Genomic DNA, 22,760 nt, shown 5'->3' on the forward strand with positions numbered 1-22,760 from the left:
GGCATACGATGACCAGAGAACCCAAGTCCCCGAAGACGCCCAAGGCGGCACGCGAAGCGAAGGCGCCCAGCGACCGGTTCGCGACAAGCCGGCTCGGCCGGAAGCTCGTGCAGCGCGGTGACGACGAGCCCATCATCGAGGTCGACAACCTCGCCATCGACTTCTGGGTCAACGGCAAGTGGGTCAACGCCGCCCGCGACATCAGCTATTCGGTGCGCCCCGGCGAGGTGCTCGCGATCGTGGGCGAGTCGGGCTCCGGCAAGACAGTAACGTCGATGTCGCTGCTGAGCCTGCTTCCCACCAACTCGCGCTCCACGGGCCAGGTGCGCCTGCACGGCCAGGAGATCCTCGGGATCCCCGCCGATGAGCTGCACCGCATCCGCGGCAACCGCATTGCCGTGATCTTCCAGGAGCCCATGACGGCGTTCAACCCCGTCTACCGCATCGGGTTCCAGATCGTCGAGGCGCTGCGCACGCACTTCGCGCTCACGCCCGCGGAGGCCACGGCGCGCGCGATCGAGCTGCTCGAGCTCGTCGAGATGCCCGACCCGCAGAAGGCGTTCGCGTCGTTCCCGCACCAGCTGTCCGGCGGCCAGCGCCAGCGGGCCATGATCGCGATGGCCATCAGCTGCGACCCTGACCTGCTCATCGCCGACGAGCCGACCACGGCCCTCGACGTGACGATCCAGGCCGAGATCCTGGATCTGCTGCGCAGCCTGCACACGCGCCTCAACAGCGCGATCATCATCATCACCCACGACCTCGGCGTCGTCGCCGACATCGCGGACAACATCATCGTGATGCGCGAGGGCGCGATCGTGGAGCGCGGCTCTGTCGACGAGGTCTTCAACCACGCCAAGCACGACTACACGAAGCAGCTGCTCGCGGCGGTGCCCCACCTCGGCCTCGAGGCCGGCGGCGAGCGCATGACGAGCACGGAGGAGCCGGTCCTCACACTGACGAACGCGTCGGTGGACTACCCCGGCCACGGCCGGGTGCCGGCGTTCCGCGCGGTCGACTCCGTGTCGTTCGAGATCCGCCCGGGCGAGGTCGTCGGCCTCGTCGGCGAGTCCGGCTCCGGAAAGACCACAGTCGGCCGCTCGATCGTCGGGCTGCTCCCGTTCTCGGAGGGCAGCGCCAAGCTGCTCGGCCGCGACCTGGTCGGCATCAAGCCCGACAAGCTGCGCGAGGTGCGCCGCGACATCGGCATCGTGTTCCAGGACCCGGGGTCGTCGCTCAACCCGCGCTGGCCCGTCGGCCAGTCGATCGGCGAGCCGCTCGAGCTCGCCGGCACGATCGAGAAGTCCGCGATCGGCGCCCGGGTGGAGGAGCTGCTCGACCAGGTCGAGCTCCCGCGCTCCTTCCGCAACCGCTACCCGCACGAGCTCTCGGGCGGCCAGCGTCAGCGCATCGGCATCGCCCGCGCCCTCGCCCTCAGCCCGAAGCTGCTGATCGCCGACGAGCCGACCAGCGCCCTCGACGTCTCGGTGCAGGCGCGCGTGCTCGACCTGCTCGAGCGGCTGCAGAAGGAGCTGCAGTTCGCCTGCCTCTTCATCAGCCACGACCTCGCCGTTATCGACCGGCTTGCCGACCGCATCCTCGTGATGAACCTCGGCGAGCTCGTCGAGCAGGGCCCGGCGGACGAGATCCTGCGCAACCCGCAGCACCCGTACACCAAGCGGCTCATCGCGGCCGTGCCCGTGCCCGACCCCGAGGAGCAGCGCAAGCGGCGCGACGCCCGCGCAGCCCTCCTGGCGAGCGAGGGACGCCGCAAGTAGCAGCCCTTCCGCCAGGAGCGGGTTATAGGGTGGGGCGAGTGAGACACATGAGGTTTGCCCCGGTTGCCGTCATCGCAGCGGCCACGCTCGTCCTGTCGGGCTGCGTGGGCTACGAGTCGGAGGTCGTCGCCGGGTCGTCAGTCTCCGTGGGCTGGGACCAGTCGTTCTTCTCCTACAACGCCGCCACCTCGTACGGCGCGGCGCCCGCCAACAGCAACATCGTCTACGCCACGAACTCCGGGTTCAGCTACTACGACAACACACCGAAGCTCGTGGCCGACGAGTCGTTCGGCAGCTACCGCAAGATCTCCGACGACCCGCTCATCGTTCAGTACACCATCGCCGACGGCGTCAAGTGGTCTGACGGCACCGCTGTCGACGCCGCCGACCTCCTGCTCAACTGGGCCGCCCTCTCCGGAGCCCTCAACGACCCCGACTTCGACAAGTCCAAGTACGTCGACCCCGACACCGGCCAGTTCACTGACGATTTCCCGTCGGACGTGGTCTACTTCGACTCCGGTGCCGACCCCTCGCACCCGAGCGGCCTCGGCCTGGTCAGCCAGCTCCCGGTGGTGAGCGACGACATGAAGTCGATCACCATGCGCTATGACAGGCCGTTCGCCGACTGGGAGCTCGCGTTCACCTCGGCGGGCCTGCCCGCGCACGTGGTCGGCAAGAACGCGCTCAGCCTGAAGGACGACCAGCAGGCCAAGGATGCCGTCGTCACGGCGATCACGTCGGGCGACAAGGCCGCGCTGGCGAAGCTCTCGGCGTTCTGGAACACGGGGTTCAACGTGGACGGCATGCCGTCGGATCCCGACCTGCTCGTCGGAAACGGCCCGTACGTGATCAGCGACTTCGTGGCGGGGGAGTCCGTGACCCTCAAGGCCAACCCCGAGTACGTCGGCCAGCGGATGCCCAGCTTGGAGAAGATCGAGGTGCAGGTCATCACCGACCCGCTCGCGGCAGTGCAGGCGCTCTTCAACGGCTCGGTGCAGGTGATCGTGCCGCAGGCGACCGAGGACGTCGCCACGGCTCTCGGCACCGTGGACAAGACCGTGGTGAGCACCTCGGGCGGGAGCTTCGAGCACCTCGACCTGCAGTTCGACGAGTCGAAGAACGGCGTGTTCTCCAACCCGCTCGTGCGCCAGGCCTTCCTCAAGACGGTCCCGCGCGCCGAGATCGTGAAGACGCTCGTGACAGGCCTGCAGGAGGACGCGACGACGCGCGACTCGCAGGTCTTCATGCCCGGATCGGAGGAGTACGCGGACGCGGTGGCCGACAACGGCTCGGCCGACTATGCCGAGGTGGACATCGACGGCGCAAAGGCGATGCTCGCCGAGGCCGGCGTCGCGAACCCGCAGGTGTGCATCCTCTACGCCCCCACCAACCCGCGCCGGGTGAGCGAGTTCGCGCTCATCCAGAAGTCCGCGGCACTCGCGGGCATCACCGTGACCGACTGCTCCTCGGTGGACTGGCGCGAGCTGCTCGGGTCCGCGGGCGCGTACGACGCGGCGCTGTACGGCTGGCAGCCCTCGAACGTGGGCGTGAGCCCCGTCGTCGAGGCGTTCTCGACCGACGGGCGCACCAACCTGAGCCACTACTCGAACGAGAAGGTGGATGCCCTCCTCGCCAAGCTCTCGACGACCTTCGACCCCGCGCGCCAGGTCGAGATCGAGAAGCAGGTCGACGCCCTGCTCTGGGAGGACGCGTACGGGATGCCGCTCTTCCAGTATCCGAGCATCTACGCGTACGACCAGGACAAGGTCTCCGGCATCTCGTGGTCGGTGCTGAGCCCCACGATCTTCTGGAATGTCTGGGACTGGAAAGCAGTTGCACCGTAGGCAGAGCTCGATATTTGGCGGATCGCGGTAGACTGAGCGCCGCAGGTCACCAGAGACGAGATCCTGCTCTGAGACTCTTCTCCCGCGAGGCCGCGCTGCGCCATAGCGCACGAGGCTCGCGCCCCCACTCTTATCAAAGGAAATCCCCATGGCCATCGCCACTCGCTCCGACCTGCGCAACGTCGCTATCGTCGCCCACGTCGACCACGGCAAGACGACGCTCGTCGACGCCATGCTGCGCCAGACCAACTCCTTCGCCGAGCACGCGCACCTCGAAGAGCGCGCGATGGACTCGAACGACCTCGAGCGCGAGAAGGGCATCACGATCCTCGCCAAGAACACGGCGATCTCGTACAAGGGCGTGCACGCGACCGACGGACCCATCACCATCAACGTGATCGACACCCCCGGCCACGCCGACTTCGGCGGCGAGGTCGAGCGCGGCCTGTCGATGGTCGACGGTGTCGTGCTGCTCGTCGACGCGAGCGAGGGCCCGCTGCCCCAGACCCGCTTCGTGCTGCGCAAGGCGCTCGAGGCCAAGCTGCCCGTCGTGCTCCTCGTGAACAAGACGGACCGTCCGGATGCCCGCATCGACGAGGTCGTCTCGGAGAGCCAGGACCTGCTCCTGGGCCTCGCGAGCGACATGCACGACGACTTCCCGGACATGGACCTCGACGCCGTCCTCGACGTGCCCGTCGTCTACGCCTCCGGCCGCAACGGCGCTGCGAGCTGGAACAAGCCCGAGAACGGCACCCTGCCGGACAACGACGACCTCGAGCCGCTGTTCGACGCGATCATCAAGCACATCCCGGCTCCGACCTACGACGACGAGGCGCCCCTCCAGGCCCACGTCACCAACCTCGACGCCTCGCCGTTCCTCGGCCGCCTCGCGCTCCTGCGCGTCTTCAACGGCACCATCAAGAAGGGCCAGACCGTGGCCTGGGTGAAGTGGGACGGCAGCGTGCACAACGTGCGCGTCACCGAGCTGCTCATCACCAAGGCGCTGGACCGCTTCCCGGCCGAGTCCGCGGGCCCCGGCGACATCGTCGCCGTCGCCGGCTTCGAGGACATCACCATCGGCGAGACCCTCGCCGACCCGGACGACGTGCGCCCGCTGCCGACCATCACGGTCGACGACCCCGCGATCTCGATGACCATCGGCACCAACACCAGCCCGCTCATCGGCAAGGTCAAGGGCCACAAGCTCACCGCTCGCATGGTCAAGGACCGCCTCGACCGCGAGCTCGTCGGAAACATCTCGATCAAGCTCGTCGACATCGGCCGCCCGGACGCCTGGGAGGTGCAGGGCCGCGGCGAGCTCGCTCTCGCCATCCTCGTCGAGCAGATGCGCCGCGAGGGCTACGAGCTCACCGTGGGCAAGCCGCAGGTGGTCACCAAGCACATCGACGGCAAGCTCAACGAGCCGTTCGAGCACCTCACCATCGACGCGCCGGAGGAGCACCTCGGCGCCATCACGCAGCTCATGGCGGCGCGCAAGGGCCGCATGGAGACCATGACGAACCACGGCACCGGCTGGGTGCGCATGGAGTTCATCGTCCCGTCGCGCGGCCTCATCGGCTTCCGCACCGAGTTCCTCACGATCACGCGCGGCACCGGCATCGCCAACGCCATCTCGCACGGCTACGAGCCGTGGGCCGGCGCCATCGAGACCCGCACCAACGGCTCGATCGTCGCCGACCGCTCCGGTGTCGCGACCCCGTTCGCCATGACCGCCCTGCAGGAGCGCATGTCGTTCTTCGTCGAGCCCACCCAGGAGGTCTACGAGGGCATGGTCGTCGGCGAGAACTCGCGCGCGGACGACATGGACGTGAACATCACCAAGGAGAAGCAGCTCACCAACATGCGCCAGAGCACCTCTGACGTGTTCGAGCGCATGACCCCCTCGCGCAAGCTCACGCTCGAGGAGTGCCTCGAGTTCGCCCGCGAGGACGAGTGCGTCGAGGTGACGCCCGAGGTCATCCGCATCCGCAAGGTCGAGCTCGACTCGAACGCCCGGGCGCGCGCCTACTCGCAGCGCAAGAAGCAGAACGCGTAGCGCCTGCGCCACCGGGCGCGGCGGGCTGACGGGTAGCTCGAAACCCGTATAGCCAGCCACGGTGCCCGCGCTATACGCTGTGCCCGTGAATCACATTCAGCCGCGCACCAGCGCGCTCGTGGGCGTCCTGCTCGCGGCATCCCTCACCCTCACCGGGTGCTCGGGGATGCTCGGCGGAGGCGGCGCCGGGGGCACGGGCGGGGGCGGCCAGTCCGGCTCCTCCGGCGGAGGCAGCACGAGTACGGACCCGGGCACCGACGGCGGCTCGGACTCCGGTGACGGCACGGGCACGGGCCTCGAGGGCTACGAGGGCAAGCCGGCCACGTTCCCGGGCGACGTGCCGATTATCGACGGCCAGATACCCTTCGGCGTCGACCTCGGTACGGGCTGGACGGTCATCGTCGCGACCGACGACATCGCCGCCGCGTACCAGGACGCCGAGAGCCGGTTGACCGGAGCCGGATACACTTCCGACCTCTCCTCGACGACGGCCGACGGCTCGTTCGGCTCCTTCGAGAACGACAAGTACACGATCCAAGTAACCGCCACCGATTCCGCTGATTACGGCCCGAGCGTGACCTACGTGGTCGTGCTGAAAGGATAGAAACCATGAACTCGAAGCGCCTCACCGTACCGCTCGCCCTTGTGCTCGCACTCGCGATCACGCCCTCCCTCGCGGGGTGCTTCGGCAACCCGATCGAGCAGATCGTGGAGGGCGCGACCGGCGGCGACGTGAGCCTGCCGGGCAAGAGCGTGCCCGACGACTTCCCGAAGGCCGACGTGCCCCTGATCGACGGCGAGGTCGTGTTCGGCCTGGGCGTGGGCAACGACGACGGCAAGGCCTGGAACGTCACGATCAAGGTGAGCGGCCTCGATGCGGCCGACCAGATCAAGTCGCAGCTGGAGGGCGCGGGCTTCACCGCGAACGAGGCAGGAATCGGCGGCACCACCGACGAGGGCGCGACCCTCATCTACGACAACGGCACCTACAACGTGCTCGTCGTGGTGACCAAGGACGCCGACAACGGCTTCGTGGCGAACTACACGGTCGCGGAGAACAAGGCCGGCTGAGTAGGCGCTCCGGCACCGTATCGAAGCCCTCGGGCTAGCTGAACAGCCCCGCGCCCACGTACGAGCCCTTCGAGGCGCCCGGCGGCACGGCGAAGATCGCGGACCCGACGTGCTTGATGTACTCGTTGAGGGCATCGCGGGCCAGGTTGCGCTGCACGGTGATGAACTGCTCGGGCGAGCGCTGGAACGAGATGAAGAACAGACCGGCGTCGAGCCTGCCGAGCTCGTCGTTGCCGTCGACGAAGTTGTAGCCGCGGCGCAGCAGCTGGGCTCCGCCCGTGGCGTCCGGATGCGCCAGCCGCACGTGCGCGTCGGCCGGGATGAGGTCCTGGCCGGCGGCTCCCTTCGCCGCGAAGTCAGGCTCGGTGAACTCCTTGCCGCCCGACAGGGGAGCGCCCTCGCCCTTGCTGCGGCCGATCACGTTCTCCTGCTCCTGCAGCTGCGTGCGGTCCCACGCCTCGATGATCATGCGGATCTTGCGCGTGACGAGGTAGCTGCCGCCGGTCATCCACGCGGGGCCGTCGCCCTTCGCTACCCAGACCTGCTCGTCGACCGTCGTCGGGTCCTCCGCCTTGATGTTGGCGGTGCCGTCCTTGAAGCCGAACAGGTTGCGCGGGGTGACCTGGCTGGTGGAGGTCGAGGAGGTGCGCCCGAAGCCGAGCTGCGACCAGCGGATCGAGGCCCGTCCGAACGCGATGCGGCTGAGGTTGCGGACCGCGTGCACGGCGACCTGCGGGTCGTCGGCGCAAGCCTGGATGCAGAGGTCGCCGCCGCCCGACTCGGGGCGGAGGGCATCCCCGCTGAATCTCGGGAGCTTCGCCAGGAGGTCCGGCCTCTTCGCGGCGATGCCGAAGCGGTCGGTGCCGTCCTCCGCGGTGAAGAGGGTGGGCCCGAAGCCGAAGGTGATCGTGAGCCCGCTGGCGGGAAGGCCGAGCGCCTCGCCCGTGTCGTCCGGGGGAGCGAGGGGCGAGCCGTCGACGGCACCGCCCTCGGTGACGTCGAGGCCGGCAGTGAGGCGCGCTGCGGCGTAGGTCCAGTCCTGGAGGAGCTCGATCAGGTCGTCGCGGGTGGCGCTCGCCGACAGGTCGTACGCGGCGAAGTGCAGGCGGTCCTGCGCGGGCGTGGTGATGCCCGCCTGGTGCTCGCCGAAGAAGGGGTAGACGGTGCTGACCCCGACCGCGTTGGGCTGGTTGAGCGCGATGGCCGCGGCGGTGCCGCCGCCGATCGCGAGACCGGCCGCCCCGGCACCGACGAGCCCGAGGAGGCCGCGGCGCGACAGGCCCGTCGGCGCGGTCTCCTCGGTGTCGGTCATCAGTCGAGTTTATTCAGAGAGCCCGAGCACGGTGTGCGTCAGGTTGGAGAGCGGCTCGGCGAGGGCGTTCACCTGGTCGGAGAGCTCCTTGCGCTGGGCCTCGGTGACCGTGCTGTAGTCGGCGAAGCCGGCGTCGAGGCTGCCGTACTGCGCGAGCAGGGCCTTGAGGGCGGCGAACTCCGTCTCGATGTCTTTCACGAGCGCGGCGCCCTCCTTGCCCTTGCCGGAGGCGATGTCCTTCACGTTGCCGAAGGCCACCTCGGCGCCCTGGACGTTCGCGTAGAAGTCGTAGAGGTCGGTGTGCGACCACCAGTCCTCCTCGCCGGAGATCTTGCCGACGGCGACCTCGTCGAGGAGGCCGATGGCGCCGTTGCTGATGTCGGCGAGGGAGACGGTGAAGTCCTTCGCGTTCACCAGGTCGGAGAGCTGCTGCACATCGGCGACCAGGCTGTCGGCGTAGCCCTGGCGCTCCTGGGGCGTGGACGGCGCCCAGTCCAGGAATGCGGACTCGCCGTCGGAGTTGAGGGCGCCCTGGGCCGGCGGCCAGAGGTCCTTCTCGATGCGGTGGAAGCCGGTCCAGTCGAGGCCCTCGGCGACCGCGTCGACCTCCCGGTAGTCGATCTTCGGGTCGAGGTCGCCGAACGCCTCCGCGGTCGGCTCGATGCGCTCGTAGGAGACGCGGGCCAGTGCGTAGAGCGAGCGGGCGGTCTCGTCGTCACCGGACGCGTACGCGTCGGTGAACGCCTTCACCTGCGGGAGGAGCTCCGAGACCTGCGACTTGATGTACGAGATGTAGTTGGTGACGGCCTGGTCGGTGAGCGCCTGGTCGTCGGCGGAGACACCGGATGCCTCGCCCGTCACGGTGAACTCCGCGACGCCGGTGGGGGCGCCGATGAGCTGGAACTTGCACGCCGTGTAGTAGGTGCCCGGTGCGAGCTGGGCGACGTAGGAGACGGTCTGCCCGGGGGTGACGTTCTCCTTCTCGCCGACGATGCGCAGCTTGTCGTCCGCGAGGATCTCGAACTCGTTGACGTCGGTGCCGTTGTTCGTGATCGAGAACGTCACGGTGCCCGCGGCCGTGGTGGCCTCGGAGACGGCGCACGTGTCGTCCGTCATCGTCACGGTGAGGGCGGCGCCCCCGGCGGCGTTGTTCGGGACGCAGCCGGCCAGCACGAGGGCGAGTGCCCCTGCTCCGGCGGCTCCGGCGAGAATGCGATGGCGCATGGCTGTCTCCTGGTCTCGTGCTGTGAGGGGTTGGCGGTCAGGCGGCGCGGGCGGCGGAGGCGGGCTCCGTCGGCGGCGCGTCAGTGGGCTGGAGGCCCGACGTGCGGGGCTTCGAGAGCGCCGAGCGCAGGAAGAGCGGCGTGACGACCACGAGGTAGAGGAGCCACCCGATGAACTGCGCCCACGTGGGCTCCGGCGTGAAGTTGAAGAGGCCGCCGAGCACGGTGCCGTACCAGGTGGAGGGCTGGATGATGTTCGCGACGCTGAACGCCGCCTGGCCGAGGCCCGGGATGACCCCCGCCTCCTGCAGGTCGCCGATGCCGTACGAGAGCACGCCGGCCGCGACGAGGATGAGGAAGAGCCCGGTCCACGTGAAGAAGCGCGAGAGGTTGATGCGCACCAGCCCGCGGTAGATCAGGTAGGCGATGATGACCGAGACGAGGATGCCCGCCAGCGCGCCGACCGTGCCGAGCACCGCATTGCCGCTCGACGAGACGCTGGCCCAGATGAAGAGCGCGGTCTCGACGCCCTCCCGGCCGACGCTCACGAAGCCGATGACGACGATGCCCATGCCCGCGCCGGCGATCGCGGCGTCGAGCTTGCTCTGCAGCTCGTGCTTGAGCGCGCGCGCGTGCCTGCCCATCCAGAAGATCATCCACGTCACGAGCCCGACGGCGAGGATGGAGAGCCCGCCGCCCAGGATCTCCTGAGCCTGGAAGCTCAGCCCGTAGGGGCCCCAGGTGAGTATGGCGCCGACGCCCAGGGAGATGACGATCGCAGCGCCGATGCCCATCCAGAGGCGGGGAAGGATGTCGCGGCGCTGCAGCTTGTTGAGGTAGGCCACCAGGATGCCGACGATCAGGCCGGCCTCGAGGCCTTCACGCAGGCCGATCAGGAAGTTTGCGAGCACACTGGGCTTTCGGCGGTCGAGGGCTTGAGGATTGGTAAGGCTTACCTAACCGAATCGACACTACTCGGCGCCGCGTATCCTGTCTACTTGACGTAGAAGGGGTGCCGCGGATGGCCGAAGAACCCGAGCGCGTGCTCTTCGTGCACGCGCATCCCGACGACGAGACCCTTTCGACAGGTGCCACCATCGCCACCCTCGTCGACAGCGGGGCGCACGTCACGGTGCTGACCTGCACGCGCGGCGAGCTGGGCGAGGTCATCCCGGAATCGCTGAAAGGCCTGAGCGGCACGGCGCTGGGCGAGTACCGCCTGGGCGAGCTGCGCGCCGCCCTCGCGGTGCTCGGCGTGGCCGACCACCGTGTTCTGGGCGAGCGCAACGCCCGCTGGGAGGGGCGCGAGCCGCGCCAGTACCTCGACTCCGGGATGCGCTGGGGCGAGGCCGGCGCAGAGCCGCTCGAGTCGCCGGACGGGCGGTCGCTCTCCGCCGCCGAGGAGGGCGAGGTGGCAGCCGACATCGCCGCGGTCATCCTCGCCGTCGACCCGGACGTGGTCGTGAGCTACGCGGCGGACGGGGGCTACGGGCATCCCGACCATGTCAGGGCGCACGAGGCGACCCGCACCGCCGCCGAGGTGCTCAGCGTGCCCTTCTACGTCGTGGACAGCGAGGGCGCCCGCCGCGGGCCCGTCGTCGTCGACCCTGGCCTCGCCGCGAACGCGGCAAGCCTCGACCGCAAGCGGCGCGCGCTGGAGGCGCACGCGACGCAGGTCGCGGTCACCGGGGACAAGTACGCGCTGTCCTCGGGAGGCCCCCGGCCCATCGCCGCCGTGGAGTCGTTCACGCGGCTGCGGCCCGCCGAGCCCTCCTTCACCGACTACGGGCTCCCGGCCCGCATCGTGACCCTCCTGATCGCCGCGCTGCTCGGGCTGTTCGCCGGCGCGCTGCTGACTGCGTCGCACCAGGCGACGGTGGCCGTCGCCGGGGTGCCGGTGCCGTGGGGGCTGATCGCGGGCATCCTGATCATGACCGCGCTGTTCATCGGGCTGAGGATCGTCTTCGAGTCTCGGGCGGTGGCGCTCGCCGCCGGTGTCGGCTTCCTCGGGGCGTCCGCGCTGCTCGCTCTGCAGTCCGCGGGCGGGTCGGTGCTCGTGCCGGACAACCTGGCCGGGTATGTCTGGACCTTCGGCCCGGTGCTCATCGGCGCGGTAGTTCTGGCGTGGCCGAAGCTGACCCGTCCGAATCGGCCGGCGGCGCGAAGTAATATTGAAGCACCCTCCCGGAAAGGTCCCGATCCAACGTGACGTACGTCATCGCCCAGCCCTGCGTGGACCTCAAGGACCGCGCCTGCATCGACGAGTGCCCTGTCGACTGCATCTACGAGGGCGACCGGATGCTCTACATCCACCCCGACGAGTGCGTCGACTGCGGCGCCTGCGAGCCCGTGTGCCCCGTCGAGGCCATCTACTACGAGGACGACCTGCCCGCCAAGTGGGCGGACTACTACAAGGCCAACGTCGAGTTCTTCGACGAGGTCGGCTCGCCCGGCGGCGCGAGCAAGGTCGGCGTGATCCACAAGGACCACGCGCTCATCATGGCGATCCCCGTCGGCTCCGGCGAGTAGCGGGCGCGGCGTGGGCCACGCTCTGCCCGACTTCCCGTGGGACTCGCTAGACCCGTACGCGGCGCGCGCCCGCACGCATCCTGACGGCTTCATCGACCTCTCCGTCGGCTCGCCCGTCGACCCGACCCCGTCGGTCGTGCGCGAGGCGCTGGCGGCGGCGACGGATGCCCACGCCTACCCCCTGACGGCGGGCACCCCCGCGCTGCGCGAGGCCATCGTGGACTGGTTCGCCCGGCGCCGCGGCGTGGGCGACCTCACCGTGGCCAACGTGCTGCCCACGATCGGCTCGAAGGAGCTCGTCGCCCTGCTGCCGTTCCTGCTCGGGCTCGGCAGGGGCGACACCGTCGTGCACCCCGCGGTGGCGTACCCGACCTACGCGATCGGCGGCGCGCTCGTGGGCGCCACGGTTGTGGCATCCGACGACCCGGCGCAGTGGCCGGAGGGCACCCGCCTGGTGTGGGTGAACAGCCCGGGCAACCCCGACGGCAGGGTGCTCGACGTCGAGCAGCTGAAGGCCGCCGTCGCCCGCGCCCGCGAGCTCGGCGCCGTGATCGCGAGCGACGAGTGCTACGCCGAGCTGAACTGGTCGGGCAGCGAGCCGACCCCCTCGATCCTCGACCCCCGCGTGATTGCGGGAGACCGCCACTCCGTGCTCGCGCTGTACTCGCTCAGCAAGCAGTCGAACCTCGCGGGGTACCGCGCGGCGCTCGTCGCAGGCTGTAGCGACCTCATCGCGGAGCTGCTGGGGGTGCGCAAGCACATGGGCCTCATCCCGCCGGCGCCGGTGCAGCAGGCGATGATCGCCGCCCTGGCCGACGACGCGCACGTCATCGAGCAGCGCGACCGCTACCGCGCCCGCCGCGCCCGGCTGAAGCCCGCGCTCGAGAACGCCGGCTTCACCGTCGACGAGAGCGAGGCCGGCCTCTACCTCTGGGTCACGAAGGGGCAGGACTCGTGGGAGACCGTCGCGGAGTTCGCCGATGCGGGGATACTGGTGGTTCCGGGGACGTTCTACGGCGAAAGTCCTGCGCAGCACGTGCGCATCGCGCTCACCGCATCGGACGCCGACATCGCCGAGACCGTGGCGCGCCTGGAGCTGTTGGCATAACCCTCCAACGCGGGATCTGATCCCTTGGCACTTGCGGCAGTGTCTGTGGGGACTGCGTAAGCTGTAGGCGTGAACGATGCCGCTCCTGAGACCGCCACCCTCCACTTCCCCGGTGGATCTGCCGAGTTCCCGGTGATCCGCGGCACCGACGGGCACGACAGCATCGACATCTCCACGTTCACGAAGCAGACGGGGTTCACCACCCTCGACCAGGGCTTCGTCAACACGGCCTCCACGCGCAGCGCGATCACGTACATCGACGGCGACCGGGGCATCCTGCGCTACCGCGGCTACGCCATCGAGGACGTCGCCCAGAACTCCACCTATCTCGAGGTCGCCTGGCTCCTCATCTACGGCGAGCTGCCCACGGCCGACCAGCTCGGCGAGTTCGACGAGAAGATCCGCCGGCACACCCTCCTGCACGAGGACCTGCGGCGCTTCTTCGACGCGCTGCCGCACAACGCGCACCCCATGTCCGTGCTCTCGAGCGCCGTCTCCGCGCTCTCCACGTTCTACGAGAACTCGCTCGACCCGCACGACCCCGAGCAGGTCGAGATCTCCACGATCCGACTCCTCGCGAAGCTGCCGGTGATCGCCGCCTACGCGCACAAGAAGGCGCTCGGCCAGGCGTTCCTCTACCCGGACAACTCGCTGAGCTTCGTCGACAACTTCCTCAAGCTGAACTTCGGCACGATGGCCGAGCCGTACGAGATCAACCCGGTGCTGTCGAAGGCGCTCGACCGGCTGCTCATCCTCCACGAGGACCACGAGCAGAACGCGTCGACCTCGACGGTGCGCCTGGTCGGCTCGACCGAGGCCAACATGTTCGCGTCGATCTCCGCCGGGATCAACGCCCTCTACGGCCCGCTGCACGGCGGCGCCAACGAGGCAGTGCTCAAGATGCTCGCCGAGATCAAGGAGTCCGGCGAGGGCGTCGGCAAGTTCGTCGAGCGGGTCAAGAACAAGGAGCACGGGGTGAAGCTCATGGGCTTCGGCCACCGCGTGTACAAGAGCTTCGACCCGCGCGCACGGCTCGTCAAGGAGAGCGCCGACGAGGTGCTCGAGGCCCTCGGCGTCAAGGACGACCTGCTCGACATCGCCAAGGAGCTCGAGGCCGTCGCGCTCGCCGACGACTACTTCATCGAGCGCAAGCTCTACCCCAACGTCGACTTCTACACCGGCGTGATCTACAAGGCGATGGGATTCCCCACCCGCATGTTCACGGTGCTCTTCGCGATCGGCCGCCTCCCCGGCTGGATCGCCAACTGGCGCGAGATGAACGAGGACCCGCAGACGAAGATCGGCCGCCCCCAGCAGCTGTACACGGGCTCCGCCGTGCGCGACTGGCCCACCGGCCGATAGCCTTCCTCGTATGGCGTGGTTCCGCAGAACGCGCCGCGTCGACCTCGGCAGGTTCGTCGCCCCCGAGCCTCGGCCGCCGGCGAGCATGGACGACCTCCTCGAGGAGGGCGAGCTGATCACCTCGGCCGCTGTGCGCCTTGCCATCAAGAACCGGATCATCACGGGCATCCTCCGGGACGGCCTGGACTTCGACGCCGCCCGCTACGTGTCCGCGGTCGCCGACGAGCTGCGCGACCTCGCGGACGAGCGGGACGCCGACGCCGAGCGCATCCGCGCGGACCGGGCCGGCGCGGAGAAGCGGGGCGGCCACGCCGAGCACTTCCACGACTACCGCACAGGGGATGCCGCCACCCTCGAGCGCCGCGAGGACTACTCCCGGCGGCTCGCCGCCAGGCTGCGCGAGCTCGCGAACGACGAGGACTTCGCCAGGGATGCCGCCACACGGGCCCACGAGGCCGCGTGGGAGGAGATCGCGGCCTCGGTGAAGGCACGGCTGCACCGGGCCGCCACGATCGCGGACGAGCCCGACTACGTGATCGAGCGCATCGACCGCCTGCGCGACCTGAGCCGCGACCTCCGGGGCTTGGAGCGGGAGGGCTAGGTGCGCGGGCGCTAGTCCAGCGGGGTGGCCGTCAGGGTGATGTTGCGGAACGCGATCGACATCACCCCGTCGATGCTCGGCGAGCAGCGGATGCCGAGCGTGAGCTCCGGCAGGTCGTAGTTCGACTCGTACACGAGGTGCGTCCACGTGCCGCTCAGGGCGTTGCGCCTGCTGCTCTCGAAGAAGTCGAGCCGGCCGCTGGTGTCGACCAGCCCGCACCGGAGAACCCCGGTGCCGGCATCCGGGCCCCGTGGCTCGAAGAGCACGTCGACGGCGTATCGCACCCGCACGTGCCCGCCGCCGATGGTCAGGTTCGTGACGCGCAGGTCGGTGTCGGAGGTGTACGTGCCGGCGAAGACCGTGCCGGTCGCGGTGCCGGGCGCGAACCACAGCGGCACGAGCAGGCCGAGCCCCAAGACCGCGACGGCGGCCGCCACCGCGAGGACGACCCTGCGCTTCATCCCTGAACCGTACCGCGCCCGTCACAGTGCCCGGCCCCCTCGCCCCCGCCCCCTTGCCTCCCGCCCCCCACGGTGCGAAATGCAGGAGATCCTGTCGAAGAACCCCACGATCTAGCGGATGGCATGACTCAGGCTCGCGGCTGATCCTGCATTTCGTACCGGGGGGAGCCAGTGGCCGTTTCGGCTCGGCGCCCTAGCCCACGTGGTCGCCCCGGGCGAGCGCGGCGAGAATCGCCCCCTTCACCTCGCCCCAGCGGCTCATTACCTGCTGGTACGAGAAACGCAGAACCCGGTAGCCCCGGATGCTCAACCGCGCGTCGCGGGTCCGATCACGCTCGAAATCCTGGGGGTCGGAATGGTACGCCCGCCCGTCGACCTCCACGACGAGGCGGGTGCCGATCAGAAAGTCCACCCGACCGACGCCGGGGATTCGAACCTGCAACCTTGGCTCGATCCCGAGGCCCTGAAGCCTCACGCGAACGAGTGACTCAGTGATCGACGCGGCCCGCCTGTCAACTCGTGCGAGCCACCGTCGGAGCCGGCGCGGCATGGTCCTGCACCGCGAGAGCCAGGCCGCCTTGTCCGTGAGACCGAGCCGCAGTGCGGAATCGACCGCGGCAATCGTGAGTTCGAGTGGCTGGCAGTACGCCATATCGACGAGCACGTCCAGAACGTCGCGGATGACCCGGCTTCGTCCGCCGTCGGCCACCCAGTGGATCACCGCGTCGCGGGGATCGAGCCGTTCGCGCGCGTTGTCAGGGCGCCTCAACCGCGACGCGTGCAGCGGGACGGCCACGTGCACCCGAGGTCCGTTTCGGACGCTGAGACCGAGCAAGCGTCCCGCCTGTGCGCACGTCAGCTGCCCGCCGACGCGAACGGCTTCTTGGAGTGGTATCGGCAGATCGGGGGCCGCATACCAACCTTGCCGAACACGGACGATCTCGCCGCGTGCCACCGCGCGGGAGAGTTGCCGGCTCGACCACCCATCGGCGAGCAGCTCATGGGTGGCGGCAACGTCGCGACGTCGGACGTCTTCGAGGAGGGACATCCCAGCAGCGTGCCGCGCGTGCGCGGGCGCGCTCGCCCCAGCGACGAGGTCTGTGGACTACCGCCGCCCTGGTGTGAAATGCAGGAGAAGAGGCGGTAGTCGGGAATGTGCACCCGGCAATCTCGCGGATCCGGGGTTCAGATCTCCTGCATTTCACACACAGGGGTGGGACAGGGGCGGAGGGGGAGGAACAGGGGTGGGACGGGGGAGAGGAGGGGGGAGACCGGGCGGCTCAGGCGTGCAGGGCCGAGTTCAGTTCGACGCCCGTGCCGTTGCGCTGAAGCACCTCGACGGCGCCGGTGAGCGAGTTGCGGCGGAAGAGCAGCCCCGGCACGTTCGCGAGCTCGAGCGCCTTCACTGTGCGCGGCTCGCCGCCGAGCAGCGCGACCTTCGTGCCCGCCGTCACGTACAGCCCGGCCTCCACGACGGTGTCGTCGCCGATCGGGATGCCCACGCCCGAGTTCGCGCCGAGCAGGGCCCGCGCGCCGATGGTGACGCGGGTAGTGCCGCCCCCGCTGAGCGTGCCCATGATCGACGCGCCGCCGCCGATGTCCGCACCGTCGCCCACGACGACGCCCTGCGAGATGCGGCCCTCGACCATGGACGTGCCGAGCGTGCCGGCGTTGTAGTTGACGAAGCCCTCGTGCATGACTGTCGTGCCCGGGGCGAGGTGGGCTCCGAGGCGCACCCGGGAGGCGTCGGCGATGCGCACGCGCTCGGGGGCGACGTAGTCCAGCAGGCGCGGGAACCTGTCGATGCCGGTCGCCGCGATGCCGGCGCGCTGCAGCTGGGTGCGCAGGCGGGTGTAGTCGTCGGGATGCACGGGGCCGGCGTTGGTCCACACCACGATCGGCAGGTGAGCGAAGATGCCGTCGAGGTTGATCGTGTTGGGGGCCACGAGGAGGTGGCTCAGGAGGTGGAGGCGCAGGTAGGCGTCCGGGGTGGAGGCGATCGGGGCATCCAGGTCGATCTCGACTGCCACGAAGTCCAGCGTGACGTTGCGGCGCTCGTCAGCGCCCTCGAGGTCCTCGAACTCGGTCGGCGCGATGTGCGGGTCGACTCCGGCGGGGATCCCGCCGAGCTTCGGGCTCGGGTACCAGGTGTCGAGTACGGTTCCGTCCCCGGCGACGGTCGCGAGACCGTAACCCCAAGCAGCGCGCGATGTCATGCACCCAAGAGTACTTAAGCTGGTCACATGCCTGCGCTCGATCTCGCCGCCTCCTCCGTCGACCTCACGCGACAGCTGTGCGACATCGAGTCGGTGTCGGGCAACGAGCGGGGGATCGCGGACGCGATCGAGGCGGCCCTCCGCCCCTTCGCGCACCTGGAGCTCACGCGCGACGGGGACGCCGTAGTCGCGCGCACCACCCTCGGCCGCGACCGCCGCGTGGTCATCGCCGGCCATATCGACACCGTGCCGGTCAACAACAACCTGCCCGTGCGCGAGGAGGACGGCTTCCTGGTGGGCCGCGGGACCGTCGACATGAAGGGCGGGGTGGCGGTCGCGCTCAAGCTCGCCGCCGAGCTGGTGAGTCCGCCCGTCGACGTGACCTGGATCTGGTACGACCACGAGGAGGTCGACAGCGCCCTCAACGGGCTCGGGCGGCTCGCGGCATCCCGGCCCGATCTGCTCGCCGGCGACTTCGCCATCCTGGGCGAGCCGACCAGCGCGACGATCGAGGGGGGATGCAACGGCACCGCCCGCGCGGACGTGCGCCTGCACGGCGTCCGCGCCCACAGCGCCCGCGCCTGGGTCGGCCACAACGCCATCCACGACGCGGCGCCGGTGCTGGCGATCCTCGCCGAGTACGTGCCGGCCGAGCTCGAGGTCGACGGCCTCGTGTACCGCGAGGGGCTGAACGCGGTCGGGATCAGCGGGGGAGTGGCGGGCAACGTCATCCCCGACGAGGCAGTCGTCAGCATCAACTACCGCTTCGCGCCCAGCCGGTCGGCCGACGATGCCGTCGCCCACCTGCGCGAGGTGTTCGCCGGGTTCGACCTGGAGATCACCGACATCGCCGAGGGCGCCCGCCCGGGGCTCGACGCTCCGCTCGCGCAGGAGTTCCTCGCGGCGGTCGGCGGCGAGGCGAGCCCGAAGTACGGCTGGACGGATGTCGCGCGGTTCTCCGCGCTCGGCATCCCGGCGGTCAACTACGGGCCCGGGGACCCGCTCAAGGCCCACGCCGACGACGAGCGCGTCGCGACGGCGGAGATCGAGGCGTGCGAGCGGGGGCTGCGGGCGTGGCTGACGGGCTCGTAGCGGCAAAGGTCCGGTACCGCCTCACCCCGTGGTGGGTGAAGGTGATCGTGGTGTTCCTGCTGTCGCGCGTGGTGACCACGGCGATCATGCTGGACTTCGCCGCGCGGCAGCAGCCGAACGCCTGGACGGGCGCGAGCCCCGGCTACGCCGACTTCGCCTCCATCTGGGACGGCCACTGGTACTACATCATCTCGGTGGTGGGCTACCCGTCGGAGCTGCCGATGACCGCTGACGGGCACGTGGGCGAGAGCGCGTGGGCGTTCATGCCCGCGTTCCCGGCCGTGGTGCGGCTCCTCATGCTCGTCACGGGCCTGGACTTCCCCGTGCTCGCCGTGTTCGTCTCGGTCGCCTGCGCGCTCGGCGCCGCCCTCGTCTTCTACCGCCTCATGCACCTCGTGATGCCGGGCAGCGCCGCCCTCTTCGCGGTCGTGCTGTTCTGCGTAGCCCCGCTCTCGCCCATCCTGCAGGTCTCGTACGCCGAGTCGATGCACCTGCTGCTGCTCGCCGCCGCGCTGTACCTGCTCCTGGAGCGGCGGTACCTCATGCTGCTGCCCGTGATCGCGGTCATGTCCCTCACGCGGCCGAGCGGGCTCGCGTTCGCGCTCACCCTCGCGCTGCACGTCGTCTACCGGTTCGTGCGCCGCCGCCACGAGGAGTTCTCGGTGGGCGACCGCGTGAAGTCCGTCATCGCCGCCTTCTTCAGCGGCGTCATGGGCATAGCGTGGCTGCTCATCGCGTGGGCGATCACGGGGTCGCCCACGGCGTACACCGAGACCGAGCTGGCCTGGCGCTCGGCGTACATCGGCTACCAGGAGCTGGTGCCGTTCACCCCGTGGTTCAAGGCCGCCTCCTTCTGGGCGGGGCAGTGGGGGATTCCGCTGCCGGCGCTCGTCGTCATCCTCGTCATCCTCGTCCTGGGCTTCTTCGCCGCCCTGTTCACGCCGTGGGCCAAGCGGCTCGGTGTCGACCTGCGGCTCTGGATCGCCTCCTACGCGCTGTACCTGCTCGCCGTGTTCTTCCCGCAGTCGAGCACGTTCCGCCTGCTCGTGCCCCTGTTCCCCGCCCTGGGCGCCTTCGCGCTACCGCGCTCGCCCTGGTACCGCGCCGGCCTCGTGGTGCTCTGCATCGCCGGCCAGGTCGCGTGGGTGAACATGGCGTGGTGGGTGGATGGCTACGACTGGACGCCCCCGTGAACCCTGGGCGGCGCCCCCGTAACTAGGGCGGCTGTTTTGCCCGCGTTTTCGGGATACGCGGCGGATGAACGATAATGGTGACGTATCCGTGTGAAAGGGGAACGCTCATGGCAGCCATGAAACCGAGGACCGGTGACGGGCCAATGGAGGCTGTCAAGGAAGGTCGCCTCATCATCGTTCGCGTCCCGCTCGAGGGCGGTGGACGCCTCGTGGTGTCAGTGAACGACGCCGAGGCCAAGGAACTGCACGACGCTCTTGCGGGAGTTGTCGCGACCGCCTAGCGGTTGGCCTTTCTTTCAGTCAGTCAGTTTCGTCATCTGCAGGAGTCCGTCTCCTACCGGTGACAGCGCGGTGAGCACGGCGTCGGAACTCGCGATCTCCCTCAGGAGCATCCGGAATCCGGCGACCGTGTCATCGCGCGCTGCGGGGTCCGCGACGCGGCCCCGCCACAGCGCGTGCGCGACGACGACCGTGCCGCCCCGCCGGGCGAGGCGCAGGCCGTGCTCGACGTACTCGATGACGTTCCCCGGGTCGGCGTCGATGAAGACCAGGTCGTAGCTGCCCTCGTTCATGCGCGGCAGCACGTCCTCCGCGCGGCCGCCGATCAGCCGGATGCGGTTGCCCGCGACCCCGGCGTCGGTGAAGGCCTTTCGCGCCACCGTCTGGAAGTCGATCTCCTTGTCGATGGTGGTGAGCACCGCCTCGGGCACGCCGCTCAGCAGCCACAGCCCGCTCACGCCGAGGCCGGTCCCGACCTCGATGATGTTCGCCGGGCTCGTCGCCGCAGCGAGCACCGCGAGCTGCGCGCCCATCGCGGGGGTGATCGGCTCGATCCCGACCTCGAGGGAGTGCTGGCGCATGAGCGCGATGTCGGCGCGTTCGACGATGAACTCCTCGGCGAACTTCCCGCTCAACAGCTTGTCTGGCACGACGCAACTCTAGGCGGACGCGCGGGGTGCGGCGGGTATCCTGAGCGAGTGTCCTTTGGCCTGACGTTCGACAAGCTCCTGATCATCGGGATCATCGCTGTCTTCCTGCTCGGGCCCGAGCGCCTCCCGTACTACGCCTCGCAGCTCGCCCGGCTGGTGAAGTCCGCCCGCACCATGGCCAACGGCGCCAAAGACCGCATGCGCGAGGAGATGGGCCCCGACTTCGACGACATCGACTGGAAGCGGCTCGACCCCCGCCAGTACGACCCGCGCCGCATCATCCGGGAGGCCCTTCTCGAGGACGAGCAGGAGCAGCCGGTCGTGAAGCCCGCCCGCGAGTCCGCGTACGCGCAACGGCAGAGGTTCCTCAAAGAGGGCAAGCCGGCGCCGTTCGACACCGAGAGCACCTAGCGGCGGCGCAGCGCCTTGAGCCCCTTGAGCATCGCGATCATCACGCCGGAGAGGCGGGCCCACTCGGGGCCGGTGCGCGGGAGGGTGAGGATGCCCGTCGCCTCGGCGACCGTGCGCGCCTCGACGTAGCGGAGGATGCCCTCGGGCCCGTTCCGGCGGCCGAGGCCGGACTGCTTCATGCCGCCCTGCGGGGCGTCCACGCTGCCGAACGACGCGCGGTAGCCCTCGTTGATGTTGACGCTGCCCGCGTCGAGGCGGTCGGCGACGCGGCGGGCGCGGGAGACCGACCCGCTGAACACGGAGGCGTTGAGGCCGAACTCGCTCGCGTTGGCCGCGGCGATCGCCTCCTCCTCGCTGTCGACCACGGTGATCGCGACGACCGGGCCGAAGGTCTCGTGCGCGAAGCACTCCATCGCCTCGGTGACGTTCGCGAGCACGGTCGGCTCGAAGAAGAACGGGCCGAGGTCGGGGCGCGCCTTCCCGCCCGCGAGCACGGTGGCGCCCTTCTTCACGGCGTCGTCGACGTGCTTCTGCACGCGCTCGAGCTGGGCCGCGGAGGTGAGGGAGCCGACATCCGTCGTGTAGTCCAGCGCGGGGCCCTGGCTGAGCGCCTGGGTGCGCGACACGAACGCGGCGGTGAACTCCTCGGCCACCGAGCGGGCCACGTAGATGCGCTCGATCGAGACGCACAGCTGGCCCATCGACGAGAACACGGAGTACACGGCGTTGGCGGCCGCGGTTGCCGGCTTCACGTCGTCGAGCACGATGAGCGGGTTCTTGCCGCCGAGCTCGAGGGACGCGCCGGTGAGCGTCGACATGGCGCGCTCGCCGACCCGGATGCCCGTGGCGCTCGACCCCGTGAAGGCGACGTAGTCCGCGGCGTCGACAACGGCGCTGCCGACAGTGCTGCCGTCCCCGGCTACGACAGCCCAGAGTGCGGCGGGAACCCCGGCCTCGATGAAGGCGCGCCGCGACGAGAGTATCGAGAGCGCGCCCTGGTTGTCGGCCTTCTGCACCACGGCGTTGCCCGCCGCGAGGGCGGGGATGACATCCATGATCGACAGGGCGATCGGATAGTTCCACGGCGTGATGATGCCGATGACGCCCTTCGGCTTGTAGCCGACGCGGGTGCGCACGACGGTCGGGATGCCCGAGCGGCGGTGCCGCGTCCGCAGCACGCCGCGCGCCGAGACGGCGTAGTAGCGGGTCACCGACGCGCTCTGGAATACCTCCTCGAAGGCCTGCCCGCGGGTCTTGCCGGACTCGGTCTGCAGGATGTCGAGCAGCTCCTCCCGGCGCTCGAGCAAGAGGTCGTGGGCCTTGAGCAGCACGGCGCGGCGGTGGGCGAAGCCGGCCTCGCGCCATGACTTCTGGGCGATGCGGGCTGCGGCCGCGGCATCCGCCACGTCCTCTGCGGAGCTGATCGGCAGCTGGTGCAGGACCTCGCCGGTGAAGGGCGCGATGACGGGCACGGTGTCGCCGGTGGTCGTGGTCAGGTCGGCGACGAGGCCGGAGACGAGGGGCTGGGTAAGCGTCGATGCTGCCATGCAGCGACTCTACGCCGCTAGGCTCTC

Annotated in this window: 22 protein-coding genes; 14 read left to right on the top strand and 8 right to left on the bottom strand. The window is 69.7% G+C overall.

Annotated elements, in window-relative coordinates; translation table 11 throughout:
• Positions 1 to 8 precede the first annotated feature (8 nt).
• From AC1RTC_RS13615 to AC1RTC_RS13635, 5 genes are all read left to right on the top strand, one after another.
• Entirely contained in the window at positions 9 to 1,778 is a 1,770-nt protein-coding gene (locus AC1RTC_RS13615) for an ABC transporter ATP-binding protein (protein WP_493156546.1), read from the top strand.
• 47 nt (positions 1,779 to 1,825) lie between these two features.
• Positions 1,826 to 3,622: an ABC transporter family substrate-binding protein gene (locus tag AC1RTC_RS13620; protein WP_493156548.1), complete on the top strand. Its 1,797-nt coding sequence runs from the start codon at positions 1,826 to 1,828 to the stop codon at positions 3,620 to 3,622.
• 148 nt (positions 3,623 to 3,770) lie between these two features.
• Positions 3,771 to 5,678 (top strand): translational GTPase TypA, encoded by a 1,908-nt coding sequence (gene typA / locus AC1RTC_RS13625; protein ID WP_493156550.1) that lies wholly within the window; start codon positions 3,771 to 3,773, stop codon positions 5,676 to 5,678.
• 85 nt (positions 5,679 to 5,763) lie between these two features.
• Complete coding sequence (locus AC1RTC_RS13630; RefSeq protein WP_493156552.1) at positions 5,764 to 6,282, top strand: hypothetical protein; 519 nt, start codon at positions 5,764 to 5,766, stop codon at positions 6,280 to 6,282.
• 5 nt (positions 6,283 to 6,287) lie between these two features.
• Complete coding sequence (locus AC1RTC_RS13635) at positions 6,288 to 6,749, top strand: hypothetical protein (RefSeq protein WP_493156554.1); 462 nt, start codon at positions 6,288 to 6,290, stop codon at positions 6,747 to 6,749.
• A gap of 34 nt (positions 6,750 to 6,783) precedes the next feature.
• Here the strand turns inward: AC1RTC_RS13635 and efeB are convergent, their stop codons facing one another.
• The 3 genes from efeB to efeU are packed head-to-tail and all read right to left on the bottom strand — an operon-like array spanning position 6,784 to position 10,195.
• On the bottom strand, positions 6,784 to 8,061 hold the full coding sequence (gene efeB, locus AC1RTC_RS13640) for an iron uptake transporter deferrochelatase/peroxidase subunit (RefSeq protein ID WP_493156556.1): 1,278 nt from the start codon (positions 8,059 to 8,061) through the stop codon (positions 6,784 to 6,786).
• Between the two features lie 9 nt (positions 8,062 to 8,070).
• On the bottom strand, positions 8,071 to 9,285 hold the full coding sequence (gene efeO, locus AC1RTC_RS13645) for an iron uptake system protein EfeO (protein WP_493156558.1): 1,215 nt from the start codon (positions 9,283 to 9,285) through the stop codon (positions 8,071 to 8,073).
• A 37-nt stretch (positions 9,286 to 9,322) separates the two neighbouring features.
• Positions 9,323 to 10,195 carry an iron uptake transporter permease EfeU gene (gene efeU, locus AC1RTC_RS13650; protein WP_493156560.1) on the bottom strand — a complete coding sequence of 291 codons (873 nt, stop codon included), beginning with the start codon at positions 10,193 to 10,195 and terminating at the stop codon, positions 9,323 to 9,325.
• A 110-nt stretch (positions 10,196 to 10,305) separates the two neighbouring features.
• Here efeU and AC1RTC_RS13655 point away from each other — a divergent pair, with 110 nt between their 5' ends.
• From AC1RTC_RS13655 to AC1RTC_RS13675, 5 genes are all read left to right on the top strand, one after another.
• Complete coding sequence (locus tag AC1RTC_RS13655; protein ID WP_493156562.1) at positions 10,306 to 11,493, top strand: PIG-L family deacetylase; 1,188 nt, start codon at positions 10,306 to 10,308, stop codon at positions 11,491 to 11,493.
• Positions 11,490 to 11,813 (top strand): ferredoxin, encoded by a 324-nt coding sequence (gene fdxA, locus AC1RTC_RS13660; protein ID WP_493156564.1) that lies wholly within the window; start codon positions 11,490 to 11,492, stop codon positions 11,811 to 11,813. The genes AC1RTC_RS13655 and fdxA overlap by 4 nt, the downstream gene beginning before the upstream one ends.
• A 10-nt stretch (positions 11,814 to 11,823) precedes the next feature.
• Entirely contained in the window at positions 11,824 to 12,921 is a 1,098-nt protein-coding gene (gene dapC, locus AC1RTC_RS13665; protein WP_493156567.1) for a succinyldiaminopimelate transaminase, read from the top strand.
• A 69-nt stretch (positions 12,922 to 12,990) separates the two neighbouring features.
• Positions 12,991 to 14,283, top strand: a complete 1,293-nt coding sequence (locus tag AC1RTC_RS13670; RefSeq protein WP_493156569.1) for a citrate synthase — start codon at positions 12,991 to 12,993, stop codon at positions 14,281 to 14,283.
• Between the two features lie 10 nt (positions 14,284 to 14,293).
• The gene (locus tag AC1RTC_RS13675) at positions 14,294 to 14,884 is read left to right on the top strand and encodes a hypothetical protein (RefSeq protein WP_493156571.1); all 591 of its coding nucleotides are present in this window, start codon (positions 14,294 to 14,296) and stop codon (positions 14,882 to 14,884) included.
• Positions 14,885 to 14,895: 11 nt separating this feature from the next.
• Here AC1RTC_RS13675 and AC1RTC_RS13680 read toward each other — a convergent pair whose 3' ends face one another.
• From AC1RTC_RS13680 to dapD, 3 genes are all read right to left on the bottom strand, one after another.
• Positions 14,896 to 15,345, bottom strand: coding sequence for a hypothetical protein (locus AC1RTC_RS13680; protein WP_493156573.1), 450 nt, complete (start codon positions 15,343 to 15,345; stop codon positions 14,896 to 14,898).
• Positions 15,346 to 15,538: 193 nt separating this feature from the next.
• Positions 15,539 to 16,393 (bottom strand): DUF559 domain-containing protein, encoded by an 855-nt coding sequence (locus tag AC1RTC_RS13685; RefSeq protein WP_493156575.1) that lies wholly within the window; start codon positions 16,391 to 16,393, stop codon positions 15,539 to 15,541.
• Positions 16,394 to 16,625: 232 nt separating this feature from the next.
• Positions 16,626 to 17,561, bottom strand: coding sequence for a 2,3,4,5-tetrahydropyridine-2,6-dicarboxylate N-succinyltransferase (gene dapD / locus AC1RTC_RS13690; protein ID WP_493156576.1), 936 nt, complete (start codon positions 17,559 to 17,561; stop codon positions 16,626 to 16,628).
• A gap of 27 nt (positions 17,562 to 17,588) precedes the next feature.
• Here dapD and dapE point away from each other — a divergent pair, with 27 nt between their 5' ends.
• The 3 genes from dapE (at position 17,589) to AC1RTC_RS13705 (ending at position 20,127) form a co-directional block, all read left to right on the top strand.
• Complete coding sequence (gene dapE / locus AC1RTC_RS13695) at positions 17,589 to 18,653, top strand: succinyl-diaminopimelate desuccinylase (protein ID WP_493156578.1); 1,065 nt, start codon at positions 17,589 to 17,591, stop codon at positions 18,651 to 18,653.
• Positions 18,635 to 19,846: a hypothetical protein gene (locus AC1RTC_RS13700; RefSeq protein ID WP_493156580.1), complete on the top strand. Its 1,212-nt coding sequence runs from the start codon at positions 18,635 to 18,637 to the stop codon at positions 19,844 to 19,846. Before dapE ends, AC1RTC_RS13700 begins: the two co-directional genes overlap by 19 nt.
• 107 nt (positions 19,847 to 19,953) lie before the next feature.
• A complete protein-coding gene (locus AC1RTC_RS13705) occupies positions 19,954 to 20,127 on the top strand; it encodes a DUF3117 domain-containing protein (protein ID WP_184233803.1) in 174 nt (57 codons plus the stop codon).
• A gap of 15 nt (positions 20,128 to 20,142) precedes the next feature.
• Here AC1RTC_RS13705 and AC1RTC_RS13710 read toward each other — a convergent pair whose 3' ends face one another.
• Positions 20,143 to 20,775 carry an O-methyltransferase gene (locus tag AC1RTC_RS13710; protein WP_493156583.1) on the bottom strand — a complete coding sequence of 211 codons (633 nt, stop codon included), beginning with the start codon at positions 20,773 to 20,775 and terminating at the stop codon, positions 20,143 to 20,145.
• A gap of 48 nt (positions 20,776 to 20,823) precedes the next feature.
• Between AC1RTC_RS13710 and AC1RTC_RS13715 the strand changes: the two genes are divergently transcribed.
• Complete coding sequence (locus AC1RTC_RS13715) at positions 20,824 to 21,186, top strand: twin-arginine translocase TatA/TatE family subunit (RefSeq protein WP_493156585.1); 363 nt, start codon at positions 20,824 to 20,826, stop codon at positions 21,184 to 21,186.
• Here AC1RTC_RS13715 and AC1RTC_RS13720 read toward each other — a convergent pair.
• The gene (locus AC1RTC_RS13720; protein WP_493156587.1) at positions 21,183 to 22,733 is read right to left on the bottom strand and encodes a succinic semialdehyde dehydrogenase; all 1,551 of its coding nucleotides are present in this window, start codon (positions 22,731 to 22,733) and stop codon (positions 21,183 to 21,185) included. The genes AC1RTC_RS13715 and AC1RTC_RS13720 overlap by 4 nt on opposite strands.
• Positions 22,734 to 22,760: the final 27 nt, after the last annotated feature.

It is taken from the genome of Rhodoglobus sp. GW821-FHT12B09, from assembly GCF_058809925.1.

What these genes read in the sequence shown, in the direction of transcription:
- AC1RTC_RS13615 (WP_493156546.1), top strand. Translation starts at nt 9, where the DNA reads ATGACCAGAGAACCCAAGTCCCCGAAGACGCCCAAGGCGGCACGCGAA.
- AC1RTC_RS13620 (WP_493156548.1), top strand. Translation starts at nt 1,826, where the DNA reads ATGAGGTTTGCCCCGGTTGCCGTCATCGCAGCGGCCACGCTCGTCCTG.
- typA (WP_493156550.1), top strand. Translation starts at nt 3,771, where the DNA reads ATGGCCATCGCCACTCGCTCCGACCTGCGCAACGTCGCTATCGTCGCC.
- AC1RTC_RS13635 (WP_493156554.1), top strand. Translation starts at nt 6,288, where the DNA reads ATGAACTCGAAGCGCCTCACCGTACCGCTCGCCCTTGTGCTCGCACTC.
- efeB (WP_493156556.1), bottom strand. Translation starts at nt 8,061, where the DNA reads ATGACCGACACCGAGGAGACCGCGCCGACGGGCCTGTCGCGCCGCGGC.
- efeO (WP_493156558.1), bottom strand. Translation starts at nt 9,285, where the DNA reads ATGCGCCATCGCATTCTCGCCGGAGCCGCCGGAGCAGGGGCACTCGCC.
- AC1RTC_RS13655 (WP_493156562.1), top strand. Translation starts at nt 10,306, where the DNA reads ATGGCCGAAGAACCCGAGCGCGTGCTCTTCGTGCACGCGCATCCCGAC.
- AC1RTC_RS13675 (WP_493156571.1), top strand. Translation starts at nt 14,294, where the DNA reads ATGGCGTGGTTCCGCAGAACGCGCCGCGTCGACCTCGGCAGGTTCGTC.
- AC1RTC_RS13680 (WP_493156573.1), bottom strand. Translation starts at nt 15,345, where the DNA reads ATGAAGCGCAGGGTCGTCCTCGCGGTGGCGGCCGCCGTCGCGGTCTTG.
- AC1RTC_RS13685 (WP_493156575.1), bottom strand. Translation starts at nt 16,393, where the DNA reads ATGTCCCTCCTCGAAGACGTCCGACGTCGCGACGTTGCCGCCACCCAT.
- dapD (WP_493156576.1), bottom strand. Translation starts at nt 17,561, where the DNA reads ATGACATCGCGCGCTGCTTGGGGTTACGGTCTCGCGACCGTCGCCGGG.
- dapE (WP_493156578.1), top strand. Translation starts at nt 17,589, where the DNA reads ATGCCTGCGCTCGATCTCGCCGCCTCCTCCGTCGACCTCACGCGACAG.
- AC1RTC_RS13705 (WP_184233803.1), top strand. Translation starts at nt 19,954, where the DNA reads ATGGCAGCCATGAAACCGAGGACCGGTGACGGGCCAATGGAGGCTGTC.
- AC1RTC_RS13720 (WP_493156587.1), bottom strand. Translation starts at nt 22,733, where the DNA reads ATGGCAGCATCGACGCTTACCCAGCCCCTCGTCTCCGGCCTCGTCGCC.